The organism is Segetibacter sp. 3557_3 (assembly GCF_004354985.1).
In the GTDB taxonomy this organism is placed as follows: Bacteria; Bacteroidota; Bacteroidia; order Chitinophagales; family Chitinophagaceae; genus Segetibacter.
In genome coordinates, this window is record NZ_SMSK01000018.1 from 114,863 (window position 1) to 130,655 (window position 15,793).

Annotated in this window: 15 protein-coding genes; 12 read left to right on the top strand and 3 right to left on the bottom strand. The window is 46.3% G+C overall.

Translation table 11 applies throughout. The annotated features are described in order from the left end of the window. Positions 1–47: 47 nt before the first annotated feature. The 7 genes from EXU57_RS21085 to EXU57_RS21115 all read left to right on the top strand — a co-directional run bounded on the left by EXU57_RS21085 (position 48) and on the right by EXU57_RS21115 (position 7,207). Entirely contained in the window at positions 48–1,103 is a 1,056-nt protein-coding gene (locus EXU57_RS21085; RefSeq protein ID WP_243745681.1) for a potassium channel beta subunit family protein, read from the top strand. Positions 1,104–1,202: 99 nt separating this feature from the next. Then, the gene (locus tag EXU57_RS21090; protein WP_133270242.1) at positions 1,203–2,462 is read left to right on the top strand and encodes a hemolysin family protein; all 1,260 of its coding nucleotides are present in this window, start codon (positions 1,203–1,205) and stop codon (positions 2,460–2,462) included. Positions 2,463–2,713: 251 nt separating this feature from the next. After that, positions 2,714–3,577 carry a twin-arginine translocase subunit TatC gene (gene tatC, locus EXU57_RS21095; protein ID WP_133270243.1) on the top strand — a complete coding sequence of 288 codons (864 nt, stop codon included), beginning with the start codon at positions 2,714–2,716 and terminating at the stop codon, positions 3,575–3,577. Between the two features lie 190 nt (positions 3,578–3,767). Beyond that, positions 3,768–4,220 (top strand): ribose 5-phosphate isomerase B, encoded by a 453-nt coding sequence (gene rpiB, locus EXU57_RS21100; RefSeq protein WP_133270244.1) that lies wholly within the window; start codon positions 3,768–3,770, stop codon positions 4,218–4,220. A gap of 20 nt (positions 4,221–4,240) precedes the next feature. Further along, positions 4,241–5,797, top strand: coding sequence for a M28 family peptidase (locus EXU57_RS21105; protein ID WP_133270245.1), 1,557 nt, complete (start codon positions 4,241–4,243; stop codon positions 5,795–5,797). Positions 5,798–5,833: 36 nt separating this feature from the next. After that, positions 5,834–6,439: a hypothetical protein gene (locus EXU57_RS21110; RefSeq protein WP_133270246.1), complete on the top strand. Its 606-nt coding sequence runs from the start codon at positions 5,834–5,836 to the stop codon at positions 6,437–6,439. Positions 6,440–6,442: 3 nt separating this feature from the next. Beyond that, positions 6,443–7,207, top strand: coding sequence for a CPBP family intramembrane glutamic endopeptidase (locus EXU57_RS21115; protein ID WP_133270247.1), 765 nt, complete (start codon positions 6,443–6,445; stop codon positions 7,205–7,207). 398 nt (positions 7,208–7,605) lie between these two features. On the opposite strand, the gene EXU57_RS21120 is transcribed toward EXU57_RS21115, so the two are convergent. Both EXU57_RS21120 and EXU57_RS21125 read right to left on the bottom strand, forming a co-directional pair. Then, positions 7,606–8,580 (bottom strand): deoxyhypusine synthase family protein, encoded by a 975-nt coding sequence (locus EXU57_RS21120; protein ID WP_133270248.1) that lies wholly within the window; start codon positions 8,578–8,580, stop codon positions 7,606–7,608. A gap of 113 nt (positions 8,581–8,693) precedes the next feature. Next, positions 8,694–9,167 (bottom strand): hypothetical protein, encoded by a 474-nt coding sequence (locus EXU57_RS21125; RefSeq protein ID WP_133270249.1) that lies wholly within the window; start codon positions 9,165–9,167, stop codon positions 8,694–8,696. A 514-nt stretch (positions 9,168–9,681) separates the two neighbouring features. Here EXU57_RS21125 and EXU57_RS21130 point away from each other — a divergent pair. From EXU57_RS21130 to EXU57_RS21150, 5 genes are all read left to right on the top strand, one after another. Then, on the top strand, positions 9,682–11,097 hold the full coding sequence (locus EXU57_RS21130; protein ID WP_133270250.1) for an alpha/beta hydrolase family protein: 1,416 nt from the start codon (positions 9,682–9,684) through the stop codon (positions 11,095–11,097). Between the two features lie 10 nt (positions 11,098–11,107). Beyond that, positions 11,108–11,701, top strand: a complete 594-nt coding sequence (locus EXU57_RS21135) for an ACP phosphodiesterase (protein WP_133270251.1) — start codon at positions 11,108–11,110, stop codon at positions 11,699–11,701. A gap of 22 nt (positions 11,702–11,723) precedes the next feature. Next, positions 11,724–12,281: a DUF2911 domain-containing protein gene (locus EXU57_RS21140; RefSeq protein ID WP_133270252.1), complete on the top strand. Its 558-nt coding sequence runs from the start codon at positions 11,724–11,726 to the stop codon at positions 12,279–12,281. Positions 12,282–12,354: 73 nt separating this feature from the next. Next, positions 12,355–14,220, top strand: a complete 1,866-nt coding sequence (gene asnB / locus EXU57_RS21145) for an asparagine synthase (glutamine-hydrolyzing) (protein WP_133270253.1) — start codon at positions 12,355–12,357, stop codon at positions 14,218–14,220. Positions 14,221–14,282: 62 nt separating this feature from the next. After that, the gene (locus EXU57_RS21150) at positions 14,283–15,422 is read left to right on the top strand and encodes a cystathionine gamma-synthase (RefSeq protein ID WP_133270254.1); all 1,140 of its coding nucleotides are present in this window, start codon (positions 14,283–14,285) and stop codon (positions 15,420–15,422) included. Positions 15,423–15,489: 67 nt separating this feature from the next. On the opposite strand, the gene EXU57_RS25460 is transcribed toward EXU57_RS21150, so the two are convergent. Beyond that, the coding region (locus EXU57_RS25460; RefSeq protein WP_207955559.1) for a hypothetical protein at positions 15,490–15,793 on the bottom strand (304 nt) is incomplete at its 5' end.

Sequence of the window (15,793 nt, forward strand, 5' to 3'; positions counted from 1 at the left end):
CAATACCCTTAATTAAGAGGGTGCGTGGCCTGTTTCCACACATTGTCGTGGAAAGGTTATTGTACCCTGTTGACACAGCACAATATGTTGCAAAACAGATTAAAGACAATAATATGGAATACCGTCGTTTGGGGAAATCAGGAATACAACTGAGTGTACTGAGTTTTGGGAGCTGGGTTACTTTTCACAAGCAAATTGCTGACAACAGTGCCGATGAATTGATGGGCATTGCTTACGACAACGGCATTAATTTTTTCGATAATGCCGAAGCTTATGCACTTGGGGAAAGCGAGAAAATGATGGGCCGTGTTTTACAAGCGAAACAATGGGATCGTACATCGTACGTATTGTCATCCAAGGTTTTCTTTGGCTGGCGCGGTAAAGAAAATAAGCCTAATCAAACCGGCCTGAGTCGAAAGCACATTTTCGAGGCTTGTCACGAAGCACTGGAAAGATTGCAAACAGATTATCTTGATCTCTATTTCTGTCACCGGCCCGACAAAAACGTGCCTATCGAAGAGGTCGTTTGGGCGATGAACCAACTGATTGCGCAGGGAAAAGTGCTGTACTGGGGTACCAGCGAATGGAGCGCTTCTGAAATCATGGAGGCCCATATGTTTGCCCGCCAGTATCACCTGGTTGGACCTACGATGGAGCAACCCGAATACAACATGTTCAACCGGAATAAGGTAGAAAACGAGTACCTGGGACTATTTAGTTCTGTTGGTCTTGGAACCACCATTTGGAGCCCCCTTGCTTCAGGACTGCTCACGGGCAAATACAACAATGGAATACCGGAGGGTAGCCGGCTTGCAATTGAAGGGTTCGACTGGTTGAAAGAAAGACAACTACAGGAAGCAAAAATAGAAAAGGTAAAAGGGCTTGTGCCTATTGCTGAAAAACTCGATGCTTCGCTTGCAGCACTCAGCATTGCCTGGTGTATCAAAAATCCGGATGTATCCACCGCAATACTGGGCGCAACCCGTAAAGAGCAGTTGACTGAAAACCTGAAAGCGTTGGATGTACTTCCGAAATTAAGCGACGAAATCATACAGGAGATAGAACAGGTTATTCAAACGAAACCCGAATTACCGCAATTTTAAACGCTGCGGTTTTTGATCCGGATTAGAAAGGGCGAGTTGCAAGGAAGATTTGCAACCCGCCCTTTCTCTTTCAAACAAGATTAGTGTAATTTCGAACATATGGACCAAACCTATCTCACGATCATCTGGATCGCTGTAACCATTCTTTTTATCGCATTTTTTGAGGGGATTGAGATTGCATTTGTGAGTGTTAACCGGTTACAGATTGAATTACGCAAAAAACAGGGGAAATCCAGCGGGCTGATTATCTCCCGTTTTATGGAGGAGCCATCGAGATTTATCGGCACCTGTTTACTGGGTGTAAACATCTCTATGGTCATCTACGCCTTGCTTTTTAGCAGCCTGATGAACCCGTTGTGGATCTATCTCGGCATTAAGAACGCCTATGTTCAACTGATTATTGATACCTGTCTTGCTGCTTTCCTTATCCTGATCTTTGGCCAGTTTATCCCAAAGGCAGTCTTCAGGGCGCGAAACGACTCTTTGCTTAGCTTCTTCGCCCCGGCTACCCGCTTTTTCTATCGCATCTTTTATCCTATTGCCTCGCTGCTTGTAACGATAGCTGAGTGGGTGCTCAAATATGTATTCAACGTTAAGGTTAAAGACCGGAATGAAGTGTTCAACAATGTCGACCTGGAACACCTTCTGCAACAAAACAAGGTGCAGGACGAAGACAGCCAGGAACTGAACACCGAACTTTTTGAAAACGCATTATCACTGCCCATGATCAAGATCAGGCAGTGTCTTGTACCACGCACCGAGATCGATGCGGTTGATATTAAAGCCTCCATCACCCAGGTAAAGGAGCATATGATCGCTACCCGGTTGAGTAAACTTGTGGTTTATGATGAGAACATCGATAACATTGTTGGATATGTTCACCAGCTCGACCTGTTCAAGAATCCCCAGGACATCCCATCAGTACTGTTGCCCATACCGGCAGTACCCGAAAGCATGAGTGCAACTGACCTGATCAATAAGTTCTCAAAAGAAAGGAAGAGCATCGCCTGGGTTGTTGATGAATTTGGCGGCACCGCAGGTATCGTTACCATGGAAGACGTCTTGGAGGAAATATTTGGTGAGATCCGCGATGAATACGATGTGGAGGAATTTGTGGCAAAACAAATTTCCGAAGACGAATACCTGTTCAGTGGCAGGCTCGAGATCGACTACATCCAGGAGAAATTTGACCTCGAGTTCACCGGTAACGACTCTGAAACCTTATCAGGTTACATTATTGAACAGCATGAAACCATCCCCGTACAGAAAGAAAGAATCATTTTAGACCGCTACGAATTTGAAATCCTTAACGTAAGCGACACCCGCATCGAAATGGTCAAGCTTAAAATACTCCGGTAACTTTTCGCGGGTGCTGGATTAACGATTGTCATAAATACCAACCAACAGGTTGGGCACGGCTTAACCATTTCAAAACAATTTCAGCTTGTTCAAGCAAATTGAGCCCGTTGCCAGTGTTCAATAATGAACCCCTATAAATCCAAATCAGCTAAATCCGGGTATATAGCCAAAGCGCAGTCTTGAGGGCCATAGATTGCCCAAACGATTTAACGCCTATTACTTTAACTTCGCGCACCGAAGGATCAATATACATGGCAATACGGATAATTAACAGGCTGAAGCCGCAGGAAGGACAGGAGGAAATGACATTTGTGGATCATCTCGAAGCTTTGCGATGGCACATAGTCCGTTCTCTCCTTGCCATCATCATTATTGGAATAGTCATTTTTATAAACATCGACTGGGTTTTCGACCGCGTAATTGCCGGGCCGCTCCAAAATGATTTCATCAGCTACAGGGCCATGTGTTCCTTCAGCCACCTCATACATCTTGGGGATGCATTGTGTATGCCTCCCATCAACATAAAGATGCAGACCACCACTTTCAGCAGCCAGTTCATGAGCAGTATTACCATTGCTTTTATGGGTGGGTTTATTGCAGCTTTTCCTTACATCTTCTGGGAACTCTGGTCATTTATCAAACCGGCGCTTACACCAAAAGAGGTGAAACATGCTTCAGGCAGCATCTTTTGGGTATCACTGTTCTTTTTTACCGGGGCCGCGTTTGGCTATTTCCTGCTGGGGCCGTTTACCTTTAACTTCCTCGCAAACTATACCATCGGTACTACCCAATTGCTTGAAGCCAAGCCAACACTTACTGATTACCTGGACAATCTTCTCGACATCATCCTCGGTTGTGGTATTGCCTTCGAGCTTCCTGTGCTTGCCTATGTGTTAACCAAAATTGGCCTGATTACACCGGAAATCCTCCGGAGCAGCCGCAAATACGCTGTTGTGGTTATTCTCGTGATTTCAGCGGTGATTACACCGAGTCCCGACTGGACGAGCCAGATGCTGGTATTCGTTCCGTTGTTCCTGCTGTACCAGCTTAGCATCGTTATTTCTAAACGGGCTTACAAAGAAGAACAAAAAAGGGAGGCTGAAGAATGGAGCTAATTGCAGTCGCTCTCCGGTAATTACAACGCTGGTCCCGACGCAACCAGGGATCAACTCACCGGGCACCAACCCGCTGTGTACGCCTGCGCAGGAGTAGCGTAACCGGTAATGCTAAAACTTAAGTGCTGATAAACTGGTTGCAGGGCAGTTCAATTGTAAGTATTAATTTACACGATTTTAGCCATTCATTATGACAACAACATTCGACCTGACAAGGCCTATTGCCGTGGGCTGCGACCACGCCGGTTTTGAATACAAGCTGGCTGTGGTTAAACACCTGAACGATCGCGGATACCAGGTAGCTGATTTCGGTACTTACTCAATTGAGTCGGCCGATTTTCCTGACTTTGCGCACCCAACTGCTGCTGCCGTAGAAAATGGTGAGGCTGGCTTCGGCGTACTGCTGTGCGGTAGCGCCAATGGTGTAGCCATAACTGCTAACAAACACGCGGGTATCCGCGCCGCTATTTGCTGGCAACCTGAACTTGCCAGTCTTGCACGTCAACACAACAATGCAAACATCATTTGCATTCCGGCACGTTTCGTGAAACTAAACGTTGCCCTAGAAATGATTGACCTTTTTATCGCTACCCGGTTCGAAGGTGGCCGGCATGAAACACGGGTTAATAAAATAAGTTGCTAATAAAGTTTGGAAACAATAACATGAAGAAATTTTTAAGTTGCCTTTTAATGGCCGGGATCTGTAGTTGTGCAATTGCACAGGCTGATCCGGCTAAATATGCTTCAACGATCACCGAAGAAGACCTGCGTAAACAATTAACTATTGTTGCAGGCGCCGAAATGCAGGGAAGAGAAACTGCAACTGAGGGCGAAAGAAAGGCAGCAGCCTATATTGCAAGCGAGTTTAGCAGGATAGGCCTTAAACCGGCTCCCGGTACCAACAACTTCCGGCAGGCTTACCCGCTATTCTACGACACCATCAATACCTCTTTACTGGTCATCGACGGCCAAACCCTGGCCTTTGGAAAAGACTATAGCGTGTCCGCCCAGGTAAACAAATCAAGAAAGATCAAAGCGAAGAAAATCGTTTTCGTCGGTTACGGCATCTCTGATAACAATTACGACGATTATGCAGGTAAGCGGGTAAGGGGAAAAGTAGTCCTGATGTTTTCCGGCGAACCAAAAACGGACTCACTATACAGGGTAAACAGCAGCACCCGGCCTTCAAAATGGAGCTTTGGAACCATTGCAAAACTGCAACTTGCGCGTAAAAAGGGGGCAAGGGCCGTTTTGTTTGTAAGCCCCCTATCTGTTTCACCGCGACCTGAAGCAGCCGGCATCAGGCGCACCAACATTTACTACCCGCAGAAAGATACTTCCAGGCATACCAACATCGCTAACCTTTCCCACGAAGCCGCAGCTGCTATCATCGGTAAAGAAAAATTTGATGTCTTGCTTTCGCAGGTGAAAACTGGTCAGGCACTTAATAACGAAAACCTGATTTTTAAAAAGCGGGTGGAGTACAATTTTCAAAAGAGCAGTGTTCCCCAATCATCAGCGAATATTGTGGGCTATCTCGAAGGTACCGACAAGAAAGATGAATACGTTGTGCTGACAGCACACTACGATCATATTGGCATGCGCAATGGCATCATCAACTACGGCGCCGACGACGATGGAAGTGGTACCGTAAACGTTATCGAAATGGCGGAAGCTTTTGCAAAAGCAAAGGCCGATGGCAACGGTCCACGCAGAACAATTGTTTTTATGACGGTTTCAGGTGAAGAAAAGGGACTCTGGGGAAGCCAGTACTATACCGAGCATCCCTTGTTTCCGTTGAGCAAAACATCGGTGGATCTTAATACCGATATGATCGGGCGTATCGATCCAAACCGAAAATATGGCGACTCCACCAACTACGTTTACGTAATTGGCGAAGATAAACTTAGCTCAGAGCTGCTTTCAATTACCGATGAGGTAAATACAAAGTTTACAAAACTCGAGCTCGATCGTAAATACAACGACCTCAAAGATCCAAACCGTTTTTACTATCGCAGCGACCATTACAACTTCGCAAAAAATGGTGTTCCTATCATATTCTATTTCGATGGGGTTCATGCCGACTATCACCGCCCAACCGATACCGTGGATAAGATTAATTTCGATATCATGACCCGCCGGGCACGGCTCATTTTTCACACGGCATGGGTGATGGCCAATCGCGATAAAATGCTCTTGCGCGATACACCATTAAGGTAAACACTAAATTTCTGCAGCAAGTAATCAACAAGGTGAATGCAAGTGGCAAACAGTTTCCGGCCATTTAATACGCCTGCAGCCCTTAAAACAAGCAGGCTGTTGCCCTTTGTATGGCCTCAAGGCTCACTTTGCACCTGTAGTAATTGCAGCTTTGTTAACCGCACCACGCATAATTACTGCACCAATTGCGGCTACCCCCAGGCTCCTGTAAATGACCGGCTGGCAACATACATGTACCGGCTCAACCTGAGGAAAGACCTACTGCGGCGGTCTGAAGAGACCATCCAGTTTGCCCGAAACACCTTGTATGTGTTGTCCGCCATTTGTGTTATGGCACTCCTGTTTATTGCTACAGAAAAGCGGGTCGACAGGCTTACTATTGTTATCCTGCTTATAGTTGCCGGCTTGTTCACCGGGCTTGGCCGGTGGAGCCTTACCAGGCCGTTTACAGCACTCCTTGTCAGCTTCCTGGTGTTGCTCACCTTTATCGCTATCAATACCTGGGCGGAGTTTTCCCGGATGTTCAACACCTCCTATGGCGTGTTCAGTCTCGTTATCCAGGTAGTTTGCTTTATATTTTTGATGCGCGGCCTGCAGGCAGCCTACCGGGCCGACATTATGGAGGAGGAATTTAAAATCTAGCAGTTGGAGCAGCCCGAACATATCGTAACGTGCGAGGAGTGTAACACCATAGTACACGAAAGCAACCGGTATTGCCACTATTGCGGGGCGTACCTCGGCGCACGTGCGGTTACGATCAATGTTTTCAACAATCGCGATCTTAGGCAAATCTTCACTTTTTATTTTCTATACCTTTTTATCTGCCTGTTTGTTAAGCATACTTCCTACTTCAGAACCTACGATCAGCTGTTTTGGGTCGAACTGTTAATGGCTGTTGTTACCCTTGCATTTGCCTGGCTGAACCGGCGCGAGATGCGGCCGGTACTACGCTTTAACAATTTTAAATGGTGGCGGGCGCTACTGCTTGCAGCGTTGGCTGTAGTGTTTTCATCAGCGGTCAGTTATACGGTTCGCGAAGTAAACGTCACTTTCTTCCACGTCGATATCAGTTATTTCGAAGGGTATAAAATCTATTACCTGCCATCGCTGGTAATGATTTATTCCATAGCATTTATGCCCGCAGTGTTCGAGGAGATCGCCTTCCGGGGCATCATGTTCAACAATTGTTCGGCATTTCTCGATGAACGCCTAGTAGTGGCGGTAACAGCATTCCTGTTTGCGATCATGCACCTCAGCCTGATCTCGCTGGTATGGCTAATTCCATTCGGCTTCTTCCTGGGTCACCTCCGGCATAAGTACAATACTGTTTGGTACGGTATACTCTTTCACTTTGTTTTTAACGTCACCGCATGTGTAATCGACCTTTATCGCGAAGGAGAACTGTTCTGACCCAAAAAGGCCGGGCTGTGACGAAGCTCGGGTTTACTGCGTTTCGATAATGTTGGTTTTTTTTTGTTACCGGCAGTATATCTCTGGTGAAGCATGCGTTGCCACGCTCGCTTGTACATTTTGCTCAATAGTCGGCAATTGAGCACACCCGGCAAAGAGAAGACGAACAAAAACCATCTCCGGCTACACGTGCAACTTAACTATGGCTGGTACAAACCGGCGACAATCTCCGACGTAAAAAGCAAAGGGTCGTTCAGTTTCCAGGCAAGCGGTAGATGAGGTGCAAGGTCCACCCTAAACCATTCGGGAATGACTGCACCATTAATCTTCGGTTTGCAAAACTGGACTTAACTAAACGACCCTGCTCTAACGAGTAAGCGTCCGGCACTGGCTATAGGCTACAATCCGAGGATGTAGGCAAATACCAATGGTGCAACGATGGTTGCATCACTTTCAATAATAAACTTCGGGGTATGAATGTCAAGCTTACCCCAGGTGATTTTTTCATTCGGAACTGCACCACTATAGCTACCATAGCTCGTAGTGCTGTCGCTGATCTGGCAAAAGTAGCTCCAGAACGGAATTTCATGCATCTCCAGGTCCTGGTACATCATCGGAACCACGCAAATTGGAAAGTCACCTGCAATACCGCCACCGATCTGGAAAAACCCTATCCCTTTTCCGGAACTGTTGTGTTTATACCAATCACTCAGCCAGATCATATAATCAATCCCGCTTTTCATGGTAGTAGAGGTCAGTTCACCCTTAATACAATAGCTCGCGAAGATGTTGCCCATGGTACTGTCTTCCCATCCCGGAACAATAATCGGAAGGTTTTTCTCTGCCGCAGCAATCATCCAGCTGTGCTCTTCCGGTATCTCGTAATGCTCCTTCATTACACCACTTAACAGCAGTTTATACATATACTCATGCGGAAAATATCGCTCACCCTTAGCCTCAGCATCCTTCCAGATCTTATGAATGTGTTGTTGAATCCGTCGAAACGCCTCTTCCTCAGGTATACAGGTATCTGTAACACGGTTGTACCCTTTTTCTAAAAGTTCCCACTCTTCCTGCGGCCCCAGGTCGCGATAGTTGGGCACCCGCTTATAATGTGTATGCGCTACAAGGTTCATGATGTCTTCTTCGAGGTTTGCGCCCGTACAGCTAATAATTTGAACCTTATCCTGCCTGATCATTTCGGCAAGCGAAATCCCGAGTTCGGCAGTACTCATAGCGCCCGCAAGGGTAATCATCATTTTACCCCCTTCCGTTAAGTGGGCTTCATACCCTTTCGCCGCGTCCACGAGCGCTGCTGCATTAAAGTGCCGGTAATGATGCTCTATAAATTGTGATACGGGTCCTTTAGACATATTGTTGATTTTGGAGGGCAAAAATAGCTTAATTGTATAAGGAAAGCCGATTGGGAATCACAAAAAAGCCCCCTGTACACAGGAGGCTTAGTTAGCTTATATTAAGATGGAATTTACTTATTTCTAGCCTGGTAAAGCGATACTCCGCCCGTAACAGAAACTTTAAGGATCACAGATTTCGAACCGTTTTCGGCTGAGATGTAATACGAGCTTTCATCAACCCCGTCGAACCTGATGGTTTCTTTAACGGTGTAGTCTGCATACCTTTTTGCAAACACTCTTTTTACATTTACCGGCATCTGGTCGATGGTTACGGCTTTGCTGGTGCCAATCAGCTCGCCACGTACATCGAAGAATGCCTCCAGGCGCTCATTGTTTACGGTAAAGCTCGCCCGGGCAAAATCAGGTTTCAGGCTCCACTCAACGTCATTGGGGTTGCCAAACTCTGATCTGAACGTGTGGAGGGTGCGTACATTTACCTGTACTACTTTTTTTGTTTCAGCATTAGCTTTTTTAATTTCATCGGTTGCAAAAGCAGAGGTGAAAATGGTTACGGCAAGCAGCAGGGATAAGGTTAACTTTTTCATGGATTATTTTTTTGGTAGTTGGCTATTTGTTTCAGTGTTTGTGTTTGATTAATTACCCTTCAAATGTAGCAGGTGATTAAACGGGCGGCAATCCAATTGTGACTAAATGCACCAGGTGATTACTGCATTGTGATAGGTGGTAAGCGTGTTGTTGTTTTTTACTACAGTTGAATCCCGGCAAACGCAATAGCAGCGTGGCTTTGCTAAGATTTCTTAATAAAAATGTAAAAGCCGTTAATCATGGGTTAAATTGTAATGCTGGTACTTCGTGTTTGATGAATGGATTAAGAACAACTTGAAATTACTGGGTTGGAATCGGCACAATTTCTATCCGGGCGTTCTTGCCGGTTTTGAAAAAAGAAATCAGGATAAACCGGGCGCTAAAAAACAGGATATCCGGTGTTCATCGTTACTTTGTTTCATCCAGCTTACAACGTTGAAACTGCATTATTTATGTTGTTCTACCCGGTTAAGACTAGATCATTTCGTAACTGTATACTTCAATTCGCATTACATGAGAGCAATATTGTTGGTCGCCATTTTCCTGGTTACACTTGCCAAAGTACCTGCCCAGGACGTATCGGGCAATTGGTTCGGCAATCTAAATGTTGGGGTGACGCTAAAGCTTGTATTTCACCTCTCAAAGTCGGCAGATGGGAGTTATAAAGGAACAATGGATAGTCCCGACCAGGGTGTTAACGGTATCCCCTGTTCAGTTGTGCAGGTTACATCCGATAGCGTAAAAGTTCAGATCGACGCGATTAAAGGCCAGTATACAGGAAAGTTCACCAGCGACTCTACGCTTTCCGGTACCTGGATGCAGGGGCCGGCAAATGTATCGCTCGACCTGAGGAAAGTGGCAGTGGTTCCGGTAACCGAACATCCTCAAACACCAAAGCCCCCGTTTGCTTACCAGGCACAGGATGTGGAATTCGACAACCCCGACAAGAGTGCACATCTTGCGGGCACGTTAACCTTCCCCAAATCAGGGGGACCTTTTCCAACCGCTATTTTAATTTCTGGCAGTGGACAGCAGGATCGCGATGAAACCCTGCTCGGGCACAAGCCGTTCGCCATTATTGCCGACGACCTCACCAAACGAGGTTTTGCTGTGCTTAGGGTTGACGATCGTGGAACCGGTAAAAGCAGGGGCGACGTGGTAAATTCAACAAGTGCCGATTTTGCCAAAGATGTGCTTGGTGCCATTGCCTATTTGAAGGGCCGTTCCGAAGTGGACAAACAGCGGATAGGGCTCATCGGTCATAGTGAAGGTGGACTGATTGCACAAATTATTGCAGCCGAAAATAAAGCAATCCATTTCGTGGTTTTGCTTGCTGGTCCCGGTATAAAGGGCGCGGAATTAATTGCCGGACAGGTTAGTGCATCATTAATAAGTGAAGGCGTTCCACCGGCTGCCGCTGAAGCATATGTTCCATTTTACATGAAGGTGCTTAATAGTACGGCTGCTGCTACCGATACAGCAACCGCAATGAAAACTGCAATAAACATTTTCCAGAAATGGAAAAGCAGCAGCACAGCTGAACAAAGGGCCGCGATCGGCTATACCGACGATGTTCGGGCAAGAGATATGTTGAGCGGCCTGGTAAGGGTATTTAGTATGCCCTGGTTCAAATATTTTGTAAATAGCGATCCTGCCGCTCTGCTTCGCAAAATGACCTGTAAGGTGCTCGCGCTTAATGGAGAGAAAGACGTGCAGGTTTTATCAAAGCCAAACATTGCGGGCATTAAGGCTGCCTTACAAACCAGCAAAGTCAAGTCTTTCGAAACACGCGAGCTGCCCGGGTTAAACCACCTGTTCCAAACGTGCACACGTTGTTCGGTAAGTGAATATAGCCAGCTATCTGAGAGCTTTTCGCCGGTTGCGCTTACTGCCATTGGTGAGTGGCTCATTAAAAATGTAAAGCCTTAAAAACAAAGATTTGAATTACCTGGCACATGCATTCCTTTCTTTTGGCTATCCCGAGCTCCTGGTTGGGAACATGATCAGTGATTTTGTTAAAGGGCGCAAAAAAGACGATTACCCATATAAGATAAAGCAGGGAATTGTTTTGCACCGTGCCATCGATCAGTTTACCGACGATCATCCCGTTACTAGGCTTGCAAAAACGTATTTCAAACCCGCTGTTGGCTTGTACAGCGGCGCTTTTGTAGACGTTGCGTACGACCATTTCCTGGCAAACGATCCCGCCCAGTTTCAGGAACCATTACTGGCAAAATTTGCGTTGCACACATATGATACCCTGGAACAATTTGAACACCTGGTTCCACCAACTTTTAGGCTGATGCTGCCCTATATGCGGCAGCAAAACTGGTTATTTAACTACCGTACCGTTGATGGACTCGAAAGTAGTTTTGCGGGAGTTGCACGGCGCGCCCGGTACCTCGAAACCAGCAGGCATGTTTTTTATCTGTTTAAAGAGCACTACGACGCGTTACAGAAATGTTATATCGACTTTTTTCCGTCGTTAAAAGATTTTACGGTGCAACAATTGAAAGATTGGAACATTCACTAACACTTCCTAATTAAACCTGGTCATGAGAACTTTAGTAGCCTGCATTTTCATATTATGTGCTCAACTGGCAATCGCCCAGCAAAAGCCTACCGATCTTGACCAAAGCCCAATGGATATGAGTTACTGGCCCGCAAATTATCCGATCTTAAAAATGCGCAGCCAAATAACCCAGGACCCTGTTGCCCGGGTAATCTATAGCCGGCCCTTAAGAAAAGGAAGAACAATTTTCGGTACAGAAGTTAAGTATAACGAGGTGTGGAGAATGGGTGCCAATGAAGCTACCGAGATAGAAGTTTTTAAAAACGTCAAGGTCGCCGGCAAGCGACTACTGAAAGGCCGTTATACCATGTTTTGCATACCCGAACAATCAAAGTGGACCGTGATTTTTAATAAAGACCTCAATACCTGGGGAAGTTTTACGTATAGACCCGAGAAAGACGCCTTAAGGGTTGATGTGCCTGCCCAGCCAAACACGCAGTCTGTTGAAGCACTTACCATTTATTTTGAGGGAACAACTACGGCTTCCAATATGCATGTTCAATGGGATACCATGAAAGCTGCTATTCCTTTTAGCCTGTAAATCCCGGTGTGCGAACAGTCCTTTGGCGTTCACCCGGCCACCTGCATGTATAAATCCTATAACTTGTTGGCTTATGTGCGGCATTGCAGGAATTATATCTTCAGACCCGGGAGAGGTGAGCCGGGAGCGTTTACACAGCATGACCGAAAAACTCGTTCATCGTGGGAGGGAAGGTGAAGGATTCTGGATAGATGAACGTGGAGTTGCCGGGTTTGGGCACCGGCGTTTAGCCATATTAGATCTTAGTTCGGGCGGTGCACAGCCCATGCATTATCTCGATCGTTACACGATTACCTACAACGGCGAAATTTATAACTACATCGAACTTAGAAACAACCTGCTCAAGGCAGGTTATGTTTTCTCTTCCGAATCCGATACCGAAGTTATCCTGGCTGCTTTCGATTGTTACGGAACAACCTGCCTCCAATACTTTGACGGTATGTTTGCTTTTGCCATCTGGGACAGGCTTGAAAAAAGATTGTTCTGTGCAAGGGATCGCTTTGGCGAAAAGCCTTTTTATTACGTTAGTGCAGCAAATTTGTTTGTTTTTGCCAGCGAAATGAAGGGGCTATGGGCGGCCGGTATTGAAAAGCAAATGGATGATGGCATGTTGCTCAATTATCTTGGTGCCGGCCTTGTGACCGATGCCTCAAATGCTTCACGCACATTCTACCGGGAGATTGTTGCGCTGCCTCCTGCAAGTTTCATCGAGCTAGACTTCAACGAAAGCACTTCCGGTACCAGTCTTTCCCTAAGATCACAATTATACTGGAAATTAGATAAGGAAGCCACGGCAGCAATAACTCCCGGCGATGCCCGGGATACCTTTTTAAAATTGTTTGATGTTTCTATCCGGCGTCGACTCAGGAGCGACGTGCAAAGTGGAACCAGCCTGAGCGGGGGACTCGACAGTTCGTCGATCGTTGCTATAATCGAAACCGGGCATAAAACTTCCGCTAACTATAGTCATTCGGCGTTTTCTGCTGTGTTCCCTGGTTTTGAAAAAGATGAGTCGGGGTACATCGACGAAGTAGTACGGAAGTTTAACCTTCATGCTTTTTCAACTCAACCAACTGCTGACACCTTTATCAGCGATTTTGAAAAACTGGTCTATCACCAGGAGGAGCCGTTCCAGTCGTCCAGCATTTATGCCCAATACAAAGTGTATGAACTTGCTGCTGCTCATGGGGTAACTGTTTTGCTCGACGGGCAGGGTGCAGATGAAATCTTAGGAGGTTACCACCGGTACTATCAATGGTACTGGCAGGAGCTTTTTGCCAGGAGAGCAGGGATGCAGCTTATCAATGAAATTCGAAAGGCGAGGCGCTTAGGTGTAAAAACCCCGTTTGGGGCCGGTAATTACCTGGCTGCGTTGCTGCCGGAAACAGCGGCAAGGCAACTGCAGCGTCGCGCAGTAAAGTTTTCCGGGGGGGAGCTAGATCCTGATTTTATCCACGACAATTTGCGCAGTAGTGCTTTTGTGAAACCTGTTGTCAGAAAGTTGAATGATATCCTTTATTTCAATACCATAAACGGTGGCCTGGTGGAACTGCTTCGCTATGCTGACCGCAATGCCATGGCACATTCCCGTGAGGTACGACTCCCTTTTCTGAACCACGAGCTGGTGGAATTTATATTTGCATTGCCGGCAAACTTTAAAATACACCAGGGCTGGACCAAATGGTTGTTGCGACAAGCTATGGACAAGCACCTGCCTGCAGCGATTGCCTGGCGTAAAGACAAAACAGGCTTTGAACCCCCGCAGAAACAATGGTTTGGCGACCCGCGTATTGCTGAACTGTTACACGAACAAAAAAGAAGGCTGGTACAAAAGGGAGTGCTTAAAAAGCAGGTTCTCGAAAAACGGGTGAACGCCATGCACGCACATGACCCGGGGAATGCTGACTGGCGTTACTTATGCGCCGGATCGTTTATTTGAATGCCATCAACGTCGCTATATTTTGTACATCTTTGCACCCTCAATCACCTCAATCATACACCATGAAGTTTGCAACCAAAGTTATACATGCAGGCACAGAGCCGGATCCATCAACAGGGGCGATCATGACCCCCATTTATCAAACCTCTACCTATGTTCAGGCAGCTCCTGGTAAACACAAAGGCTATGAATATGCCCGTTCACAAAATCCGACGCGTAAGGCACTCGAGGACGCACTTGCGGCCATTGAAAACGGGAAATTTGGCTTGTGCTTCAGCAGTGGTGTGGCGGCTACCGATGCGGTGATCAAGCTACTGGCACCGGGTGATGAAGTAATTGCGGGCAACGATATGTATGGTGGAACTTACCGGATGTTTAGTAAGATCTTTGAAAAGTTTGGTATCCGGTTCCACTACGTTAATATGCAGGAAGCCGAAAACATCAATAATTATATCAACAGCAATACAAAGCTCATCTGGATGGAAACACCAACCAACCCTTTGATGAACATTGCTGACATAGAAGCGATTGCAAAGATTGCAAAATCAAATAATATCATCCTGTGCGTTGACAATACTTTTGCATCGCCATACCTGCAAAACCCATTAGATCTTGGTGCAGATATCGTAATGCACTCTGCAACAAAATACCTCGGGGGCCACAGCGATGTAATTCATGGATGCCTGATGTTGAATGATGCCGATCTTAGGGAGCGGCTATACTTTATTCAAAAAAGCTGTGGTGCCGTACCCGGCCCGCAGGATTGCTTCCTGGTGTTACGCGGTATAAAAACATTGCACGTTCGTATGCAGCGCCATTGTGAGAACGGTGCGAAAATCGCGCACTTCTTACGTAATCATCCCAAGGTGGAGAAAGTATACTGGAACGGCTTTGAGGATCACCCCGGTTACCACATTGCGAAGAAACAAATGCGCGATTTCGGAGGTATGATGTCGTTTACGCTAAAAGATGGTAGTGTTGACAATGCGACCCGGGTATTGTCCTCTACCCATGTATTTGCACTTGCGGAAAGCTTAGGAGGTATTGAGTCGCTGATCAATCACCCGGCTTCTATGACACATGCTTCTATCCCGCGCGAAGAACGTATTAAAAATGGGCTGAGTGATACCTTGATCCGGCTTAGCGTAGGTATTGAAGACGCTGATGACCTGATAGAAGACCTCAACCAGGCGATTGGGTAATCAACGATGAACCGGAAGTGACGAATTATTAAAAAATATTCGCTTCAGTCGTCAAGCAAATTGACGCTCACCAGTGCGGAAATGCAGGACCATCTTGCTCGGGAACGAAGCCGATGCAATGGCTTCTGCTGCTTATATGGTCACGTGTTTTTGCTAAAATTGCCGCGGTGATAAACAGGTAACATGGAAAGTTCAGCTCCTGGTGTTTAGTATAGCCCATTGTGCAGTTTACCCTGCTGCGTGATGATATACAGTACAAGGTCTCATGTATGAGATGCGGGAGACTTGTAAATAAAAAAGGGTCCTGTAAAAGTGTAAATTGAGTTAAGGAATAATCAATCACTTTAAAAACAGAGACCCTATGACACAAG